This window comes from Bradyrhizobium liaoningense (assembly GCF_018130785.1).
In the GTDB taxonomy this organism is placed as follows: Bacteria; Pseudomonadota; Alphaproteobacteria; order Rhizobiales; family Xanthobacteraceae; genus Bradyrhizobium; species Bradyrhizobium liaoningense_A.
The window spans coordinates 106,791-125,028 of sequence record NZ_JAFCJT010000008.1; the positions used below are offsets into that span (position 1 = coordinate 106,791).

Here is an 18,238-nt window from a genome sequence, read left to right on the forward strand (position 1 = left end):
CCAAGGGCGGGCCGATGAAGCCGAGAGATATCCGCACGGCCGCGATCGGCCGGGCGCTGCTCCCCAATGTCTGGGACGTCGCGGCGCTGATCCTCGTCATCGGCGCCATGGTGCTGATCGTCTATGGCGGCAAGCAGACCGTTGCGCCGCTGTCCGAGCTGGAGCGCACGCCGGTCTCGCTCGATCCGGCAAACCTGCCGCTCTACGCCTTGCGCACCACGTTGCGGATGCTGCTTGCGATGGTGTGCTCGACGGTCTTCACCTTCGTCTACGCTGCAATCGCCGCCAAGAGCCGGCGCGCGGAGCTGGTCATGATCCCGCTGCTGGATATCCTCCAGTCGGTGCCGATCCTCGGCTTCCTCACCTTCACTGTCGTCTTCTTCATGAATTTGTTTCCGGGCCAGGTGCTGGGCGCCGAGCTCGCCTCGGTGTTTGCGATCTTCACCAGCCAGGCCTGGAACATGACGTTCAGCATGTACCAGTCGATGCGCAACGTGCCGAAGGACCTCGAGGAGGCCACGCAAAGCTTCCATTTGTCCGGCTGGCAGCGCTTCTGGCGCCTCGACGTGCCGTTCGCGATGCCGGGACTGATCTGGAACGCGATGATGTCGATGTCGGGTGGCTGGTTCTTCGTGGTCGCCTCGGAAGCGATCACCGTCGGCACGACCACGGTGACCCTGCCGGGGATCGGCTCCTATGTCGCGCTGGCGATTCAGCAGCAGGATTTGCCGGCGATCCTCTACGCCATGCTGGCGATGCTGTTCGTGATCATCGCCTATGATCAGCTGCTGTTCCGCCCCATCGTCGCCTGGGCCGACAAATTCCGCTTCGAGCAGACCGCCTCAGGCGAGGCGCCGGCCTCCTGGATGCTCGACCTGTTCCGCCGGACCCGGGCGCTGCGTGCGCTGACCCTTCCTTTCGCGGCGCTGAACCGCGCGATCTCGAACCTGCGCATTCCGCTGCCGAAACTGCCGCCCGCGGCAGCAGGCAAGGGCGAGACTTCCCGACTCGTCGATACGGTCTGGATCGCATTGATCCTCGCCGGCACGGCCTATGCCGCCTGGCTGACCTATCGCTATCTCTCGGCCAGTCTCGGAATGTCCGACGTTCTCGTCGTCATCAGGGACGGCCTCATCACGTTGTTGCGCGTCGCCGTCCTGATCGGCCTCGCCACGCTGGTCTGGGTGCCGGTCGGGGTCTGGATCGGCCTTCGCCCGAAACTGGCCGAACGGATTCAGCCGCTGGCGCAGTTTCTGGCGGCCTTCCCGGCGAACCTCGCCTTTCCCGTCTTCGTCCTCGCCATCGTCCACTTCAAGCTTGCCGCCGACATCTGGCTGAGCCCGCTGATGATCCTGGGCACGCAATGGTACATCCTGTTCAATGTCATCGCGGGCGCCAGTGCCTTCCCGAGCGATTTGCGCGAGGCCGCGAGCAGCTTCCACCTCGGCGGATGGCGTTGGTGGTTCAAGGCGATCCTGCCCGGCATCTTCCCCTATTACGTCACCGGCGCGATCACCGCGTCCGGCGGCTCCTGGAATGCGTCGATCGTCGCGGAGGTCGCAAGCTGGGGCGACACGCATCTGAAGGCCACTGGGCTCGGCGCCTATATTGCTTCCGCCACGGAAGCCGGCGACTTCCCGCGCGTCGTGCTCGGAATTGCCACGATGTGCATTCTGGTGACGTTGTTCAATCGTCTCGTCTGGCGGCCGCTCTATGCCTTCGGCGAGCGTCGCCTGCGGCTCGGCTGACGAGGAGACCATCATGCTCGATCAACCCTCTGCGCTCATCGACATCCGCGGTGTCTGCCGGTCCTTCCCGAAAGGCAGCGGCGAACAGCTCCTGGTGCTGGACAAGGTCGACCTGACGATCCGCTCGGGCGAGATCGTCGGCCTGCTCGGCCGCTCCGGCTCCGGCAAGTCCACCTTGCTGCGGATCATCGCCGGTCTGGTCAGCCCGTCCGCGGGACAGGCGACTTGTCGCGGCGAGACCATCGTCGGGCCGCCGAACGGCGTCGCCATGGTGTTCCAGTCATTCGCGTTGTTTCCCTGGCTGACCGTGCTCCAGAACGTCGAGCTCGGACTCGAAGCGCTGGGCGTCGATGCCACCGAGCGCCACAAGCGCGCCCTTGCTGCGATCGACCTGATCGGCCTTGACGGGTTTGAGTCCGCCTTCCCGAAGGAACTGTCGGGTGGCATGCGCCAGCGCGTCGGCTTCGCCCGCGCGCTGGTGGTGCATCCGGACCTCCTGCTGATGGACGAGCCGTTCTCGGCACTCGACGTCCTCACGGCCGAAACGCTGCGCACCGACCTGATCGATCTCTGGATCGAGGGCCGGTTGCCGATCAAATCGATCCTGATGGTGACGCACAATATCGAGGAGGCGGTCCTGATGTGCGATCGCATCCTGGTGTTCTCATCCAATCCAGGGCGTGTCGCCGCCGAGATCAAGGTCGACATGCCGCATCCGCGCAACCGGCTCGACCCCCATTTCCGGCAGCTCGTCGACAACATCTACGCGCGCATGACCCAACGCGCCGAACCGAAGGCGCCCCCCGTCGAAGGCATCCTGGGCTCCGGGGTCGGCATGACCCTGCACCACGTATCGTCCAACGTGCTGTCGGGCCTGATCGAGACGCTGGCGGGGCCGCCCTATCACGGACACGCCGACCTGCCCGTGCTCGCAAGCCAGCTCCAGCTCGAGGCCGACGAGATCCTCCACCTCGGTGAGTCCCTGCAACTGCTGCGCTTCGCCCAACTGAGCGAAGGCGATCTGATGCTCACCGACACGGGCAAGCGTTTTGCCCATCTCGAAACCGACGCGCGCAAGAAGCTGTTCGCCGAACATCTCGTCGCTTACGTGCCGGTGATGGGATTGATTCGCCGCGTGCTCGACGAACGCCCCTCCCATACCGCCCCCGCGGCACGGTTCCGCAACGAGCTCGAAGACTACATGTCCGAGGACTATGCGGACGAGACGCTCAGGACCGTCGTGTCCTGGGGACGTTATGGCGAGCTGTTCGCGTATGACGAGCAGTCCGAGACATTCAGCCTGGAAAACCCCGGCGAAGGCGGTTGAACCCGGCCTGCGACAATTTGGGCCGGAACCGGGCATATCGCATAGGGAATTCATATATAAAGGGCTTGGTCCGGCGTCCGCCGGGCCGAGATATCCCTCTCCCTAGAGCGCAATGTTATCCGTCGAACTCGTTATCGTCGTCGTCCTGATCGTCATCAACGGCTTGCTGTCCATGTCGGAGCTCGCCGTGGTCTCGTCCCGCCCGGCCCGGCTGTCGCTGCTCGCGGCCAAGGGTGTGCGCGGCGCCGAGCGGGCGCTGACGCTGGCGGCCGATCCCGGAAAATTCCTCTCGACGGTGCAGATCGGCATCACGCTGGTGGGCGTGCTCTCGGGTGCGTTCTCGGGCGCGACGCTCGGACAGCGGCTGACGCAATGGCTGGTCGAGCTCGGTCTCTCAGCGGGCATTGCCGACATCGTCGGCGTCGGCATCGTGGTCACGCTCATCACCTACGCGACGCTGATCGTCGGCGAGCTCGTTCCGAAGCAGGTGGCGCTGCGCGATCCCGAGAGCATCGCGGTCAAGGTCGCGCCCGCCATGCATCTGCTGGCGCGGATCTCGCTGCCGCTCGTCTTCCTGCTCGATCTCTCCGGCAAGCTGATCCTCACGCTGCTCGGCCGCGGCGGCAAGGCCGAGGAGAAGGTGTCGGAGGACGAGATTCATCATCTCGTCAGCGAAGCCGAAAGCGCGGGCGTGCTGGAATCGGGTGAAAAGGAGATGATCGCGGGCGTCATGCGGCTCGGCGACCGGCCGGTCGGCGCGATCATGACGCCACGCACGGAGGTCAACGAGATTGACCTGCGCGACCCACCGGAAGCCATTCAAGCGATCATCGCGAAAAGCCCGCATTCGCGCTTTCCCGTCTCGGACGGAGATCGCGACAAGCCGATCGGCGTACTCCAGGCCAAGGACCTGCTGGTCGCCTACATGAACGAGCGCACGCCGGATCTGCGAGCACTGGTGCGGGAAGCGCCTGGCATTCCGGCATCAGCCGACGCCCGCGATGTGCTGGCGATCCTGAAAGCCGCTCCGGTTCATGTCGGCCTCGTCTACGATGAGTACGGCGCCTTCGAAGGCATCGTGACGACGGCTGACATTCTGGAATCGATCGTCGGTGCCTTCCATTCCGAGGAAGGCCCTCCGGAGCCTGCTTACGTCAAGCGCGCCGACTCATCGCTCCTGATCGCCGGCTGGATGCCGGTCGACGAATTCGGCGAGCTGCTCGGCATCGAGCTGCCGCCGCACCGCTACAACACGGTGGCGGGCCTCGTGCTGCAACAGTTCAGCGTGCTGCCCAATGTCGGCGATGCCTTCGACTTCGCCGGATGGCACATCGAGGTCGTCGATCTCGACGGACGGCGGATCGACAAGATTCTCGCGAGCCGGCGGAGTGAGCAGGCGGCGGCGTGAGCTTGCGCTGAAACCTCCACTCGTCATCCCGGACAAGCGCGCCTCAAGCGCGCGCCGATCCGGGACCCATGGCCACAGCGAGAGGTTTGGCGAAGACTGGGAGTTGCCAGCTTGCGCCGCAACTTCTCCCTGGGGTTATGGGTCCCGGGCTCGCGACTTCGTCGCGCCCCGGGACGACAGCTGATTTGTGGTTCAAGCTCGCGCCACACGCAGAGCCTCACCCGAACCGCACCCCGATCCGCTTCTCCTTGCGCCAGACTACCGTGCAGGCGAGATGCGTTCCGTCGGCCTGGATGAACAGGGTGAACCGCCCGGGGATACCGACCGGACTGGTGACATCGAGCGCTGCGCCGGTGTCGGAGAAATTACGGACGGTGCAGTCGATCGCGCCGCCGCCAAACTCGATGGTTCCGGCCTTCAGCACGCGGTGCCTGGCCTTGTCGCGTCGCTCGTCCATGGTGCCAGTTTACACCCGAAACTGACACAGACGTTAAAGCTTGACCTACCGCCAGTGAATTTACGTCGCCGGCTGGAACGTCGCTGCCTGCGCCATCCGCCAGGCATCGCGAAAGCGCGGATCTTCGGTGCCTTCGAGCAGCTCGCCCGGGCGCAGCGCCGGATAGAGCTGCGCGAAGGATTTCACGTCCGTCGTCGAGGTGCGCTGGGTGAAGTGGATCGGACGCAGTTGCCGCGGATGTTCGAGACCGGCCGCGGCGATCAGCTCTGTGAGAGAGTGCAGCGTGGCGTGGTGATAATTATGCACGCGGTCGATCTTGAGCGGCACATAGAGCGCACGCGCACGTGTCGGGTCCTGCGTCGCCACCCCGGTCGGGCAGCGGTCGGTGTGGCAGCTCAGCGACTGGATGCAGCCGAGCGAGAACATGAAGCCGCGCGCCGAGTTGCAATAGTCGGCGCCGATCGCCATCGCGCGCGCCATGTCGAAGGCGGTGGCGATCTTGCCTGACGCGCCGATCTTGATGCGGTCGCGGGCATTGATGCCGACCAGCGCGTTGTGGACGAAATTGACGCCCTCGCGCATCGGCATGCCCAGATGGTCCATGAACTCGAGCGGCGCAGCGCCGGTGCCGCCCTCATTGCCGTCGACAACGATGAAGTCAGGATAGATGCCGGTCTCCAGCATCGCCTTGCAGATCGCCAGGAACTCCCAGGGATGGCCGATGCATAGCTTGAAGCCGGCCGGCTTGCCGCCGGAGAGCTTTCGCATCTCGGCGATGAACTGCATCATGCCGACGGGCGTCGAGAAGGCGCGGTGCGAGGCCGGCGAGATGCAGTCCTCGCCCATCGAGACGCCGCGGATCTTTGAAATCTCTTCCGACACTTTCGCCGCCGGCAGCACGCCGCCATGGCCGGGCTTGGCGCCCTGGCTGATCTTGAGCTCGACCATCTTGATCTGGTCCTGGCTCGCGACGCGCGCGAACGCTTCAGGGTCGAAGGTGCCGTCGAGGTGACGGCAGCCGAAATAGCCGGAGCCGATCTCCCAGATGATGTCGCCGCCCATCTCCTTGTGATAGGGACTGAAGCCGCCCTCGCCGGTGTCATGCGCAAAGCCGCCCTTCTTGGCGCCGGCATTCAGCGCGCGCACTGCGTTCGGGCTGAGCGCGCCAAAACTCATCGCGGAGATGTTGAACACCGACGCCGAATAGGGCTTCGCGCAATCGGGGCCGCCGATGGTGATGCGGAATTTCTCCTCGGCATGCGTCTTCGGCGAGACCGAGTGGTGCATCCACTCGTAGCCCTCGCGATAGACGTCCTCCTGGGTGCCGAACGGCCGCTTGTCGAGCTCCATCTTGGCGCGCTGGTAGACCAGCGAACGGGTGTCGCGCGAGAACGGCATGCCGTCCTTCTCGCTCTCGAAGAAATACTGCCGCATCTCGGGGCGGATCTCCTCGAGCAGAAAACGGATATGCGCCGAGATCGGATAGTTGCGCAGCACCGCATGGCTCTTCTGCATGATGTCGCGGACACCGAGCAGCGTCAGCGCGCCAAAGATCAGGATCGGGATCAGCAGGATGTCGAAGATCTTGCGGTCGGCGATGCCGATGCCGATCAGCAGCGCGGTGACGACCGCGCAGATGGTCAGCACGATGAAGCGCGGCGAGAACGGCAGCAGCAGGATTTCCATCAGCCCTTCGGACGAAGCTTGCGTCTTGTTATCGTTGGCCACCACTACATCCCTCTCGTCAGTCTGACGGGGCATGATACGCCCGCGCCACGTCCATGGATATGACGCGGCCCCGCCTTGAGGCTAGCGAATCCCGATGCTGCAAATCAATCCATCCGGCGGCGTGCTTTTGCAGTGCAATAGATTCAAATGGAATGACAAATCAATGACCATGAGGCTGCGCCTCGTGCGGAATGACGCCGTGCTGCTCGAGGCCGCCTCGCGCCAACCACGCATCGGTGCTCGCGATCGCGCGCTCGATATGGTCGTCGGTACGCGAGAAATCGTACGGCGATCCCACCAGCGGACAGAGCGGCGGCACCACGACATATTCGATGTCGGACGCGAGCCCCTCGAGCTCCGCCACCAATTGCCGCGCGATCAGCAGCGTCAGCGCATGCAGGGCATTGGCAACCGCGCCCACCGGCGGATCCTTCACCGCGCAGGCGTGCCCGGTCGGCAGCACGATCAGCCGTTTTGCGCCTTTCCGGATCGCGACCCGGACCGGGGTGTTCGAGGAGATCGCACCGTCGGCGAGGAACCGATTGCGGTAGTAGACCGGCGAGAACGCGCCGGGGATCGCAGTGGACGCCAGGATCGCGTCCACCGTCGCGCCCTCCGACAACACCACGCTCTCCCCGGAGACGAAATCGGTGGTGACGATGTGCACCGGAAGCGCAGCATCCTCGAGGTTGCGATAGGGGATGTGGTCCTCGACCAGCTTGCGGATGCCGTCATGGGGAATCAGGAAATCGCGCCGCCACATGAATCCGGCGAGGCTCTTCCAGGTGACCGGGAAGACATCATGACGCTTCAGGCCGCGCCAGACCGCTTCAAGCCCGAGCACGCCCTTGAGCGAGGGGTCGCCGGCATAATAGGCGCCGTTGATCGCGCCGACGCTGGAGCCGACCACGAGATCGGCGACGACGCCGTGCCTCGCCAGTGAATGCATCATCCCGACCTGGATCGCCCCGAAGCTGCCGCCGCCCGCAAGCACGAAGGCGGTCGGTTTCGGTGGACCATGGTCGATCACGGACAAGATTCGCGCAGCTCCCCCAGCTCTCGCATCGCAACATCGCGGCGAGGTTTTGGCGCGAGCTTATAACAAGGGGCGCGCGCGACGCGCCAATAACAAAGTCGGGGGAGGATGGTGAGGGGGTGGTGTTAGCGAGTGTGAGGCGAGATGGCAGCCACACTCACCGCCGTCATCCCCGCCTAGTGCGCAATTGCGCACGGGGGGCGGGGATCCATAGCCACAGGGAGGAATTATTGCGCGAGCTGATAGCCACGAGTCTTCGCCAAACCACGTCCTGTGGTTATGGGTCCCGGGCTCGCGCTTCGCGCGCCCCGGGACGACACCGATGTTGCGGCTAAAGGCGTCGCTCGGAAAACGAGCGGCTTACCGCTCGACGAACGCCTTCTCGATCACGAAATGGCCGGGCTTGTTGCCGGAGCCCTCGATGAAATCGCGGCCTTCGAACATCACCTTCAGCTCTTCCAGCATCGCCGGGCTGCCGCACATCATGATGCGGTCGGTTGCGATGTCGAGCGGGCCCTGTCCGATATCGTTGAAGATCTGCTCGGAGTTGATGAGATCGGTGATGCGGCCGCGGTTCTTGAACGGCTCGCGGGTCACGGTCGGATAGTAGATGAGCTTGTCTGCCAGCAGCTCGCCGAACAGCTCGTCCTCGCGCAAATTCGCGACGAGCCTCTCGCCATAGGCGAGCTCGGAGACCTGGCGGCAGCCGTGCACCAGCACGATGCTCTCGAACTGGTCGTAGACCTCGGGGTCCTTGATCAGGCTGGCGAAGGGCGCAAGGCCGGTGCCGGTCGAGAGCAGCATCAGCCGCTTGCCGGGGATGAGGTTGTCGGTGATCAGCGTGCCGGTGGCCTTGCGGCCGACCAGGATGGTGTCGCCTTCCTTGATCTTCTGGAGGCGCGAGGTGAGCGGGCCGTCCTGGACCTTGATCGAGAAGAACTCGAGCTCTTCCTCGTGGTTGGCGCTCGCCATGCTGTAGGCGCGCAGCAGCGGTCGGCCCTCGACCTCGAGGCCGATCATCGCGAACTGGCCGTTCTGGAACCGGAAGCCGGTATCGCGCGTGGCGCGGAAGCTGAACAGCGTGTCGGTCCAGTGCTGGACGGAAAGAACCTTCTCTCGGTAAAACGCGCTCATGATTTTCGATATTCCGAATAATTGCGGTTTTAGGGCAAAAGCATTGCCCGGCCCCTGAAAGCGGGGCGGACACCATTGCCATGGCGGAGGATTTCGCGTGTGAGATCTACGCCATTGAGACCAATAATCAACCTCGTTCCAGGTGCAATTGGTGCCGGTCAAACCGGCATTTGCGGCGGAAATGGTCACATCATTAATGAATCTGCTGCCGCGCACGCGCGACGGGCAATTTCTTTTCCCTCCAGGGCCTGATTGCAGCACTTAATTTCCGTCGCGCTCGCGAGAATTTCATTAAGAATAGCTCTGATTTCCACCCCGGCTTGGCGCCGTTCCCCGCATTTTTGCGGCTTTTGGCGACAGAAACGGTTGAAACACACGATTGAACACATGGCGGCAAGCGGCGAGCGGATCTTCGTCCAGGCGATCAGGCGCTATTGCGCGAACCATGGCATCGCGCTCGATGTCCGCGCGGGCGGCTGGCTGCTCGCGATGCGCGGGCGCGCGAAGCGCCACTTCGCGTTCGGCTACGACATCGGCCTCAACAGCGCCATCGCGCACCGCCTCGCCAACGACAAATCGGCCACTGCCGAGGTGCTGGCGCTTGAGGGCGTGCCATGCGTTCCCCATCACCTCTTCCTCAACCCGAGCATGGGCGCGCACGTCGCCGGCGCCAATTGGCGCGAGACAATGCTGGGCTCGCTCGCGCAGAATCCGCAAGGCGTGGTGGTGAAGCCGAACGAAGGAACATCGGGCCGCGCGGTGTTCAGGGTAACGAACAGCGCCGAGCTCGATCGCGCCGTGACCGAGGTGTTTGCGGCGAGCCTCGGTCTCGTGATCGCGCCCTATGTCGAGATCGAGGACGAGGTCCGCGTCATCCTGCTCGATGGTCAGCCGATGCTCGTCTACCGCAAGGAGCGCCCGCAGGTCGTCGGCGACGGTGTGCACACATTGCGCGAGTTGGCGACCGCGGCGGGACATGACGGGCGGCTCTCCGAGCTAGGTGCGCGCGAGGTGAACGCCATTGTCCCGAAGGGCGCGCAGCGCATCCTGAACTGGCGGCACAATCTCGACGCAGGAGCGCGGCCGGTGCTCATGGAGGACGGCGAGGTCCGAGCGGCCTGCGCAAAACTCGCCATCGACGCCGCCGACGCCATCGGCATCACCTTCGCATCGATCGACGTCATCAGGGTCGCGGGCGAGTGGCGGGTGCTCGAAATCAATTCCGGCGTGATGATGGAAGCGCTGGCGAGGCTGCATCCGGAGCTGGTGCAGGCGACATATGACGCGGCGCTGGATCGGGTGTTTGGGGCATATCGTTGATCGAACTCTTGCGACAAAGTGCGCTGCGTCCCCTCTCCCCTTGTGGGAGAGGGTGGCTCGCCGCGTAGCGGCGAGACGGGTGAGGGGTCTCTCTCCTCAACGTAGATTTAACGTGAGGATAGAGACCCCTCATCCGGCGCTTCGCGCCACCTTCTCCCACAAGGGGAGAAGGAAGTAAGCGCTCAATTATTCGCGCTGGCGGAATCGTCCATCGACTTGAAGGCTTCCTCCAGTTGCAGGGAGATCGGCACGTTCAGGCGTTCGCCGGTGGGCAGCCGTGCGATGAACCATTTGTTGTAGAGCGGGATGAGGTCCTGATTGGAGCCGAGCTTGCGGAAGGTGCGGTCGACCACCGCTGTCAACTGAGGCTCACCCTTCCTGAACATGATGCCGTAGGGGTCATAGGACAGGTAATCGCCGGTGACGCGGAACTTGTCCTGCGCCTTGTGGCGCGCGATCAGGCCGGAGAGCAGGATGTCGTCGGTCGCGAACGCATCGGCCTTGCCGTCGACGAGCGTCTGATACGACTGCTCGTGATCCGGCGAGGTGACGATGTTCAGCCCGAGCGAGGACTTCTTGTCGGCCGCCTGGATCGCCTGCTCGTTGGTGGTGCCCTTCGTCACCACCACGGTCTTGCCCTTCAGATCGGTCAACGACTGGACCTTTGACGCCTTCGGCACCATCAGCTTGGTGCCGGCGACGAACATCAGCGGGGAGAAGGCGACGCGCTTGCCGCGCTCGGCATTGGCGGTGGTCGAGCCGCATTCCAGGTCGATCTTGTTCTGCAGCACGGCGTCGATGCGGTCGTCCGAGGTAACCTTGACGTAGTCGATCCTCAGATCGGGATCGTCGACCTCGACGCCGATCTCCTCGACGATGGCCTCGCAGAGCTCGAGGCTGTAGCCGATCGGGCGGCCCGACTGGTCGAGGAAGGAGAATGGCGGCGAGCTCTCGCGATAGCCGAGCCGCACGGTATGCCTGTTCTTGATGGCCGACAGCGTCGGGCTAAGCCCTTCGCTGCCGCCGGTCTGAGCGGAGGCGCCGGTTGCCAGCAGGCACGCCGCCAGCAACAGGCCGCCCGATATCGCCGTTGAAAGGCGCATGACGCACTCCCGTCAATGGCCGGCCATCGCGGGCAGTTCGCCCGGAACCATGTCCGGCGTCGCCGCTTCGCCGGGTCCGAGCTCGTGCTCGGGCCCGAGCTCACCTTCCCACTTCGCGACCACGGCAGTCGCGAGCGAATTGCCGATGACATTGGTGGCGCTGCGTCCCATGTCGAGGAACGTGTCGATGCCCATGATCATCAGCAGGCCTGCCTCGGGGATGCCGAACTGCGACAGCGTCGAGGCGATTACCACGAGGGACGCACGCGGCACGCCGGCCACGCCCTTGGAGGTGATCATCAACGTCGCGAGCATCGCCAGCTGCGTCGCGAGCGACATCTCGATGTGGTATGTCTGCGCGATGAAGATGCTCGCGAATGTGCAGTACATCATCGTGCCGTCGAGATTGAAGGAGTAACCGAGCGGCAGCACGAAGCTCGAGATCCGCGACGACGCGCCGAACTTGGTCAGCCCCTCCAGCGTTTTCGGATAGGCCGCCTCCGAGCTCGCGGTGGAGAACGCAATCATCAGGGGCTCGCGGATCAATCTCAAGAGATGGCTGTAGCGCGGCCCGATCACGATGAAGCCGACGACCATCAGGATGCCCCACAGGATCGCAAGCGCGAGATAGAAGCCGCCCATGAAGACGACGAGCTTCCACAGCACGCCGAGGCCGTTCTTGGCGACGGTGGCCGTGATGGCCGCCCACACCGCCAACGGCGCGAACAGCATCACGTAGCTCGTCACCTTGAGCATGATGTGAGCGACGTCGTCGATCATCGCCAGGATCGGCTTCGACCGCTCCGGCATCGAGCCCATCGCCACCGAGAAGAACACGGCGAAGATCACGATCTGCAGGATCTCGTTCTGCGCCATGGCGTCGGCGATCGAGGTCGGGATCAGATGGGTCAGGAATTTTTCGATCGAGAAGGCCGAGACCGGCAAGCCGGTCGATTGCCCCGCCTGCGGCAGCGTGCCGGGGAAGTTCGCGCCGGGCTGGAGCAGATTGACCATGACGAGGCCGAGCAGCAGCGACACGAAGGACGCGCTGACGAACCAGCCCATGGTCTTGGCGAAGATGCGCCCGAGTCGCGAGCCGCTGCCCATATGCGCGATACCGCCGACCAGGGTCGCGAACACCAGCGGCGCGATGATCATCTTGATCAGGCGCAGGAACATCATGGCGATCAGGTTGATGGAGGAAGCCCATTCGGCTCTGGTGTCGGGCAGGAAGTTGAAGATCGCTGCCCCCATGACGATGCCCAGCACCATCGCGGCCAGAATGTATTGCGTAAACCTGTTCGACATCGCTTACCCCCAACTACACCGGCGCTTCATGATGTCGCAGATATGACGACGACGCAACACGCTTGGCGTGCGCGTGCGGTGGCCGGATGTTCCCGTTGCGAAACGGGTCGGCGCGATCTAGCCTTCATGCAGCGCACAACGAATGCGGCCTGCACGTTTTCTTTGCGGCGACTGCATCAATAATCGACAAGCAAACAAAGAGGAATCGCCATGAGCAGCAGCATCAATCGCCAGATTCTTCTGGTCGAAAAGCCCAGCGGCAAGCTCGGTGCCGAGCACTTCAAGATGGTCGAGGGTGCGATGCCGGAGCCGAAGGACGGCGAGGCCTTGCTGCGGGTGCGTTACATCTCGCTCGACGCGGCCAATCGCGCCTGGATGCACGGCGCGACTTATCGTTCGGCCGTCGAAGCCAACAGCGTGATGGCCGGCGGCGGCATCGCCGAGGTCGTCAGCTCGAAGGCGCCGGGGCTTGCGCCGGGCGACATCGTGTTCGGCGACACCGGCTGGCAGGAGTTTGCCGCCGTGCCGGCAAAGCATCTCACCAAGATGCCGAAGCTCGAACCGCTCACGCATCTGCTCAGCGTGTTCGGCATCGCCGGCCTCACCGCCTATTTCGGCCTGCTCGAGGTCGGCAAGCCCAAGGGGGGCGAGACGGTCGTCGTCTCGGCCGCCGCAGGCTCGGTCGGCTCGATCGTCGGGCAGATCGCCAAGATCAAAGGATGTCACGTGATCGGCATTGCCGGCGGCGCAGACAAGTGCACCTGGCTGACCTCCGAGCTCGGCTTCGACGCGGCCGTCGACTACAAGGACGGCGCGGTGTTCAAGGCCCTGCGCGCGGCCGCACCAAAAGGCATCGACGTCTATTTCGACAATGTCGGCGGCGACATTCTGGAAGCCTGCCTGCCGCAGATGAACAATTACGGCCGCATCGCCTGCTGCGGTGCGATCTCGCAATATGACGGCGCGCCTGCCGCGCACGGCCCGCGCGGCGTGCCCGGCCTGATCGTGGTGAAGCGGCTCGTCATGCAGGGCTTCATCGTGATGGACTACATGAAGGAGAGCCAGCGCGCGCTCGCCGACCTCCAGGGCTGGGTCACATCCGGCAAGCTGAAGGTGCAGGAAGACATCATCGACGGACTGGAGAACACGCCGAAGGCGCTGATCGGATTGCTTGCGGGAGAGAATCGCGGCAAGCGCATGGTCAAGCTCTGACGAGATATTGCTCAAGCATGATCTCCGCGCGAACGCATTCCGCGTTTGTCGCGAGGGAAAATCGCTGCGCACTTTGCGCCAACGCGGCCCTTCGGGTTCGGATCATGCTCTAGTTGCGTCGCAATTGCGCCCGCATAATTGACTTGCGGTAGAGGTCAAAGCAGCCAAAGATACCCCTCGCGAGGCATCACTCGCGACGATTGCGATTGCATTACATTTAAGAATCGTCGGCGTTACCGACAGGGCAGGAAATCACTCAGATGTTCAACACGTTGAAACATGCATCAACGCGCGCGGCATTGTTGGCGGCAGCGCTCTTCGCAACTGCAACAGGCGCATTCGCCCAAGCTCCGACCGAGGCTCAGAAGAGCGCCATCCGCTCCGCATGCCGCTCGGACTTCATGGCGCACTGCTCGAGCGTCACGCCCGGCGGCGTGGAAGCGTATCAATGTCTCCAGAAGAACATGTCCAGCCTGTCATCGGGATGCCAGACCGCGGTTCGCGCGGTCGAGCCCGCTGCGGCACCGAAGACTGAAGCTGCGCCAACCAAGTCTGAACCGGCAAAGACCGAAGCAACTCCCGCTGCCGGGCCGAAGCCGGCCGCCGCCGCGGCTCCGAAAGCCGCAGCGGCAAAGCAGCCGAGCGGCGCGCAGATTGCTGCGGTCAAGAGCGCGTGCCGCGCCGATTATCCCAAGGTGTGCGCCAGCGTGCCGCCGGGCGGCGCCCCCGCCCTCGAATGCCTGGAGAAGAACAAGGCCAAGGTTTCGCCGGCCTGCGAGAAGGCCGTGACTGCCGCGGCCGATGGCGGCAGCGCAGCAGCAACGGCGGCGCCCGCGGGCGCAGCGACAGCGGCAGCGGCACCGGCGGCCGCGCCAGCCGTGATCGTTCTGCGCCCGCTGCGGCCGCGCGAAGAGCTGTTCATCGTCCGCTCCGCCTGCGGCGCCGACGTCCGCACGCTGTGCGCCGGCGTTGCGCCCGGTGGCGGCCGCATCGTGCAATGCATCTCCAGCAATGCCGCATCGCTGTCGCCCGCGTGCAAGGACGTGCTGGCGCCATTCGCGGCGCGATAGGCGGCACGATCGCGCGCCAAAAGGCGCGACCCGACCGGCAGCGCGCGCAATGAATTCTCGCGCACCTGCCGCGACAAATCCTTTGCAAGCATCCGATTTCGATCACGACAAGTCCGGGAGGAAGACATGCGTTCGCTTCTGCTCATCGCTTCCGCGCTCCTCGCCTTCGGCGCGAGCATGACCTTTGAGGCCACCGATGCCAACGCGGTGGTGTGCGCCCGCGGCGTCTACCGTGCCGGCTGTGCCGGGCCAAATGCGGCCGTCGTGGTCCGCAAGCCGGTTCCAGTGGTCCGCTGTACCAGGGTGCTGGTGAACGGCGTCTACGTGAAGCGCTGCGTTTGACCCCGGATGGCCAAGCCCGCACGGTTTGGCTATGCTTCGCAACGTCACTGCTCCGGATGCGTGCCAGACGCCTGTCCGGAAGTCACCTTCGATGCGCCTCGCCTTCGATAATTCCGCTGGCGTGGACGGCCGGAGCACATTAGTCTACCCCTAGATAGTAAGTATACTGTCAATCAGGGAGGCAGACGTTGCGGATCGCCGTGATTGGCGGGGGGCCCGGTGGGCTCTACTTCGCCTATCTCTGGAAGAAGCGTCACCCCGAGGATCAAGTCGACCTGTTCGAACAGAACCCGGCCGACGCGACCTGGGGCTTTGGTGTCGTATTCTCCGATCAGGCCCTGGAATTCCTGCGCGCCGACGACCCCGAAACGGTCGATGCGATCGCTCCGCATATGGAGAACTGGGAGAACATCACGCTCAACCTTCACGGCGACAGCGTCGCCATCGACGGCGTCGGCTTCTCCTCGATCGGCAGGCTGGAGCTGTTGCAGTTTCTGCAGCAGCGCGCGCTCGACGCCGGCGTCACGCCGCGCTTCGATACGCAGATTCTCGCCATCGACCAGCTCAACGGCCACGACCTGATCGTCGCCGCCGACGGGCTGAATTCGCTGGTGCGGCGCGCCTATGAGGGCGATTTCGGGACGTCGCTGTCCTACTCTTCCAACAAGTTCGTCTGGTACGGCACCTCGAAGCGCTTCGACACGCTGTCGCAGACCTTCGTGAGGACCGACCGCGGCGCCTTCAATGCCCATCACTACCGCTACTCCCCGACCATGAGCACCTTCCTGGTCGAGTGCGACCACGCGACATGGCAGGCCTATGGCTTCGCCTACAAGGATGCCGAGCAGTCCAAGGGCGTCTGCGAGGAGGTCTTTGCCGACACGCTGGGCGGCCACTGTCTGGTCTCCAACAAGTCGGTCTGGCGCAACTTTCCCTGGGTCTGGAACGAGCACTGGTCGTTCAAGAACATGGTGCTCATCGGCGACGCCCTGCACTCGGCGCATTTCTCCATCGGCTCGGGGACGCGGCTCGCGATCGAGGACGCCATTGCGCTGGTCAAGGCGCTGGAATCGGATGCGCATCTTTCGACCGCGCTGCACCGTTACCAGGCCGCGCGAAAACCGGTGGTGCAGAAGCTCGTCGATGCCGCGCGCACCTCGGCCTCCTGGTACGAGAACTTTGCCCACCACATGCAGCTCGGCCTGATGGACTTCGCCTACAGCTACATCACCCGCTCCGGCCGCATCGACGACCCCCGGCTGCGCGCGATGTCGCCCGCCTTCATGATGCGCTACGAGGCCGAGAAGAACGGCGGAGATGCCGCATGAGCAGCGGGATCCGCGACCAGGTGCCCGCCGACGGCCCGGGCGCACGCGAAATCGGCTTTGCCATTCCGCAAACATACAATGCCAGCCGCGTGCTGTTCGACCAGCTTGCCAAGGGCCGCGGCGACAAGCCCGCCCTGATCGGGCCCGCAGGGACGCGCAGCTATGCCGAGCTTTGCGCGGACGCTTGCCGCTGGGGCAACGGGTTCGCGTCGCTCGGCCTGAAGCGCGGCGACCGCGTGCTGCTGTTCCTCGACGATACTCCGGCCTATCCGGCCGCATTCTTCGGCGCGGTGCGCGCCGGCTTCGTTCCGCTCCTGATCAACACGCTGACACCGCCGGACCTTCTGCAATTCTATCTCGCCGATTCCGGAGCGGCGGTTGCGGTGGCGGATGCCGAATTCGCGACGCGCTTCGATGCGGAGGCCTGCAAGGCGACCGGCCTGCGCACGCTGATCGTCGTCAACGGGCAAGCGCGCGACCACGCCGCGCCTGCGGCGATCGCGGCGCCGGGCTGGCTCGCGCAGTTCCCGGCCGAGCTCGCGGAAACGGATACCCATCGCGACGAGATGGCGTTCTGGATGTACTCCTCCGGCTCGACCGGCCGGCCCAAGGGCATCGTGCATCTCCAGCACGACATGGCCTACAGCGATGCCGCCTTTGCGCAGAATGTGTTGAAGCTGACGCCCGGCGACATCTGCTTCTCGGTGCCGAAGATATTCTTCGCCTACGGTTTCGGCAACTCCGTCACCTTCCCGTTCTCCGCGGGTGCCGCAACGCTGCTCCTGCCGGGCCAGCCCAGGCCCGCGGCGATCTTCGCCGCGATCGGACAATACAAGCCGACGGTCTTCTTCGGCCTGCCGACGCTGTACACCTCACTGACAAAGGCCGAAGGCGCCGACACGGCGGATTTCGCGTCGCTGCGGATGTCGCTCTCGGCGGCCGAGGTGCTCTCGGCCGAAGTCTTCAACGGCTGGAAGACGCTCACCGGCCTCGAGATCGTCGAAGGCCTCGGCTCGACCGAGGTGCTGCACATCTATCTCTCCAACCGCCCCGAGCAGAAGAAGCTGGGCGCCGCCGGCCTGCGCGTGCCCGGCTACGAGGTCGCGCTGCGCGACAAGGACGGCCGCGACGTCGCCGACGACGAGGAAGGCATCCTGTGGGTGCGCGGCGATTCCAACACGCCGCTGTACTGGAACCGGCCGGACAAATCCGCCGAGACTATCCGCGAGGGCGGTTGGATCTACACCGGCGACCGTTTCGTCCGCGATGCCGACGGCTTCCACTTCTTCCGCGGCCGTGCCGACGACCTCATCAAGATCTCCGGCCAATGGGTCTACCCGCTCGAGGTCGAGCTGTGCCTCGCCGACCACCCCGACATCCGCGAATGCGCCGTGTTCGCCGCCGAGCTGCCGGACCGGCGCATGACGCTGAAGGCGGTGGTGGTGATGAACAACCGGGCGACCGATCAGAATGAGGCGACGCGGCGGCTGCAGGATTACGTCAAGGGCAAGCTGCTGCCGTACAAATATCCGCGCGAGGTGATTTTCATCGACGAGCTGCCGAAGACGGGAACGGGGAAGATTGACCGGCAGGCGTTGTTGCGGATGTGACCACCGCTGTCATCGCCCGGCCTGACCGGGCGATCCAGTATTCCAGAGGTGGTTGTGATTGAACCGAGGAGCCGCGGCGTACTGGATTCCCCGCTTTCGCGGGGAAT

15 protein-coding genes are annotated in these 18,238 nt (G+C 64.4%); 9 read left to right on the plus strand and 6 right to left on the minus strand.

Annotated elements, in window-relative coordinates:
- Positions 1-14 precede the first annotated feature (14 nt).
- The 3 genes from JQ627_RS19090 (at position 15) to JQ627_RS19100 (ending at position 4,483) form a co-directional block, all read left to right on the plus strand.
- A complete protein-coding gene (locus tag JQ627_RS19090; RefSeq protein WP_212485695.1) occupies positions 15-1,748 on the plus strand; it encodes an ABC transporter permease subunit in 1,734 nt (577 codons plus the stop codon).
- A gap of 13 nt (positions 1,749-1,761) precedes the next feature.
- Entirely contained in the window at positions 1,762-3,075 is a 1,314-nt protein-coding gene (locus tag JQ627_RS19095; RefSeq protein WP_212485696.1) for an AAA-associated domain-containing protein, read from the plus strand.
- 112 nt (positions 3,076-3,187) lie between these two features.
- Positions 3,188-4,483, plus strand: coding sequence for a hemolysin family protein (locus JQ627_RS19100; protein ID WP_212485697.1), 1,296 nt, complete (start codon positions 3,188-3,190; stop codon positions 4,481-4,483).
- Between the two features lie 217 nt (positions 4,484-4,700).
- Here the strand turns inward: JQ627_RS19100 and JQ627_RS19105 are convergent, their stop codons facing one another.
- From JQ627_RS19105 to JQ627_RS19120, 4 genes are all read right to left on the minus strand, one after another.
- Entirely contained in the window at positions 4,701-4,940 is a 240-nt protein-coding gene (locus tag JQ627_RS19105) for a PilZ domain-containing protein (protein ID WP_212485698.1), read from the minus strand.
- Positions 4,941-5,000: 60 nt separating this feature from the next.
- Positions 5,001-6,626, minus strand: a complete 1,626-nt coding sequence (locus JQ627_RS19110) for an FMN-binding glutamate synthase family protein (RefSeq protein ID WP_212485806.1) — start codon at positions 6,624-6,626, stop codon at positions 5,001-5,003.
- 202 nt (positions 6,627-6,828) lie between these two features.
- Positions 6,829-7,698, minus strand: a complete 870-nt coding sequence (locus JQ627_RS19115; RefSeq protein WP_312015783.1) for a patatin-like phospholipase family protein — start codon at positions 7,696-7,698, stop codon at positions 6,829-6,831.
- Between the two features lie 366 nt (positions 7,699-8,064).
- Positions 8,065-8,838: a ferredoxin--NADP reductase gene (locus JQ627_RS19120; protein WP_212485700.1), complete on the minus strand. Its 774-nt coding sequence runs from the start codon at positions 8,836-8,838 to the stop codon at positions 8,065-8,067.
- 387 nt (positions 8,839-9,225) lie between these two features.
- Between JQ627_RS19120 and JQ627_RS19125 the strand changes: the two genes are divergently transcribed.
- Positions 9,226-10,158: a RimK family alpha-L-glutamate ligase gene (locus JQ627_RS19125; RefSeq protein WP_212485701.1), complete on the plus strand. Its 933-nt coding sequence runs from the start codon at positions 9,226-9,228 to the stop codon at positions 10,156-10,158.
- A 182-nt stretch (positions 10,159-10,340) separates the two neighbouring features.
- Here JQ627_RS19125 and JQ627_RS19130 read toward each other — a convergent pair whose 3' ends face one another.
- Both JQ627_RS19130 and JQ627_RS19135 read right to left on the minus strand, forming a co-directional pair.
- On the minus strand, positions 10,341-11,261 hold the full coding sequence (locus JQ627_RS19130; protein WP_212485702.1) for an amino acid ABC transporter substrate-binding protein: 921 nt from the start codon (positions 11,259-11,261) through the stop codon (positions 10,341-10,343).
- A 12-nt stretch (positions 11,262-11,273) separates the two neighbouring features.
- A complete protein-coding gene (locus JQ627_RS19135) occupies positions 11,274-12,569 on the minus strand; it encodes a dicarboxylate/amino acid:cation symporter (RefSeq protein ID WP_028148319.1) in 1,296 nt (431 codons plus the stop codon).
- Positions 12,570-12,779: 210 nt separating this feature from the next.
- Between JQ627_RS19135 and JQ627_RS19140 the strand changes: the two genes are divergently transcribed.
- The 5 genes from JQ627_RS19140 (at position 12,780) to JQ627_RS19160 (ending at position 18,131) form a co-directional block, all read left to right on the plus strand.
- Positions 12,780-13,781: an NADP-dependent oxidoreductase gene (locus tag JQ627_RS19140; protein WP_212485703.1), complete on the plus strand. Its 1,002-nt coding sequence runs from the start codon at positions 12,780-12,782 to the stop codon at positions 13,779-13,781.
- Positions 13,782-14,041: 260 nt separating this feature from the next.
- Positions 14,042-14,851 carry a cysteine rich repeat-containing protein gene (locus JQ627_RS19145; protein WP_212485704.1) on the plus strand — a complete coding sequence of 270 codons (810 nt, stop codon included), beginning with the start codon at positions 14,042-14,044 and terminating at the stop codon, positions 14,849-14,851.
- A 126-nt stretch (positions 14,852-14,977) separates the two neighbouring features.
- Complete coding sequence (locus JQ627_RS19150) at positions 14,978-15,193, plus strand: hypothetical protein (RefSeq protein ID WP_212485705.1); 216 nt, start codon at positions 14,978-14,980, stop codon at positions 15,191-15,193.
- A gap of 188 nt (positions 15,194-15,381) precedes the next feature.
- Positions 15,382-16,521: an FAD-dependent monooxygenase gene (locus JQ627_RS19155; protein ID WP_212485706.1), complete on the plus strand. Its 1,140-nt coding sequence runs from the start codon at positions 15,382-15,384 to the stop codon at positions 16,519-16,521.
- Positions 16,518-18,131, plus strand: coding sequence for a benzoate-CoA ligase family protein (locus tag JQ627_RS19160; protein WP_212485707.1), 1,614 nt, complete (start codon positions 16,518-16,520; stop codon positions 18,129-18,131). The genes JQ627_RS19155 and JQ627_RS19160 overlap by 4 nt, the downstream gene beginning before the upstream one ends.
- Positions 18,132-18,238: the final 107 nt, after the last annotated feature.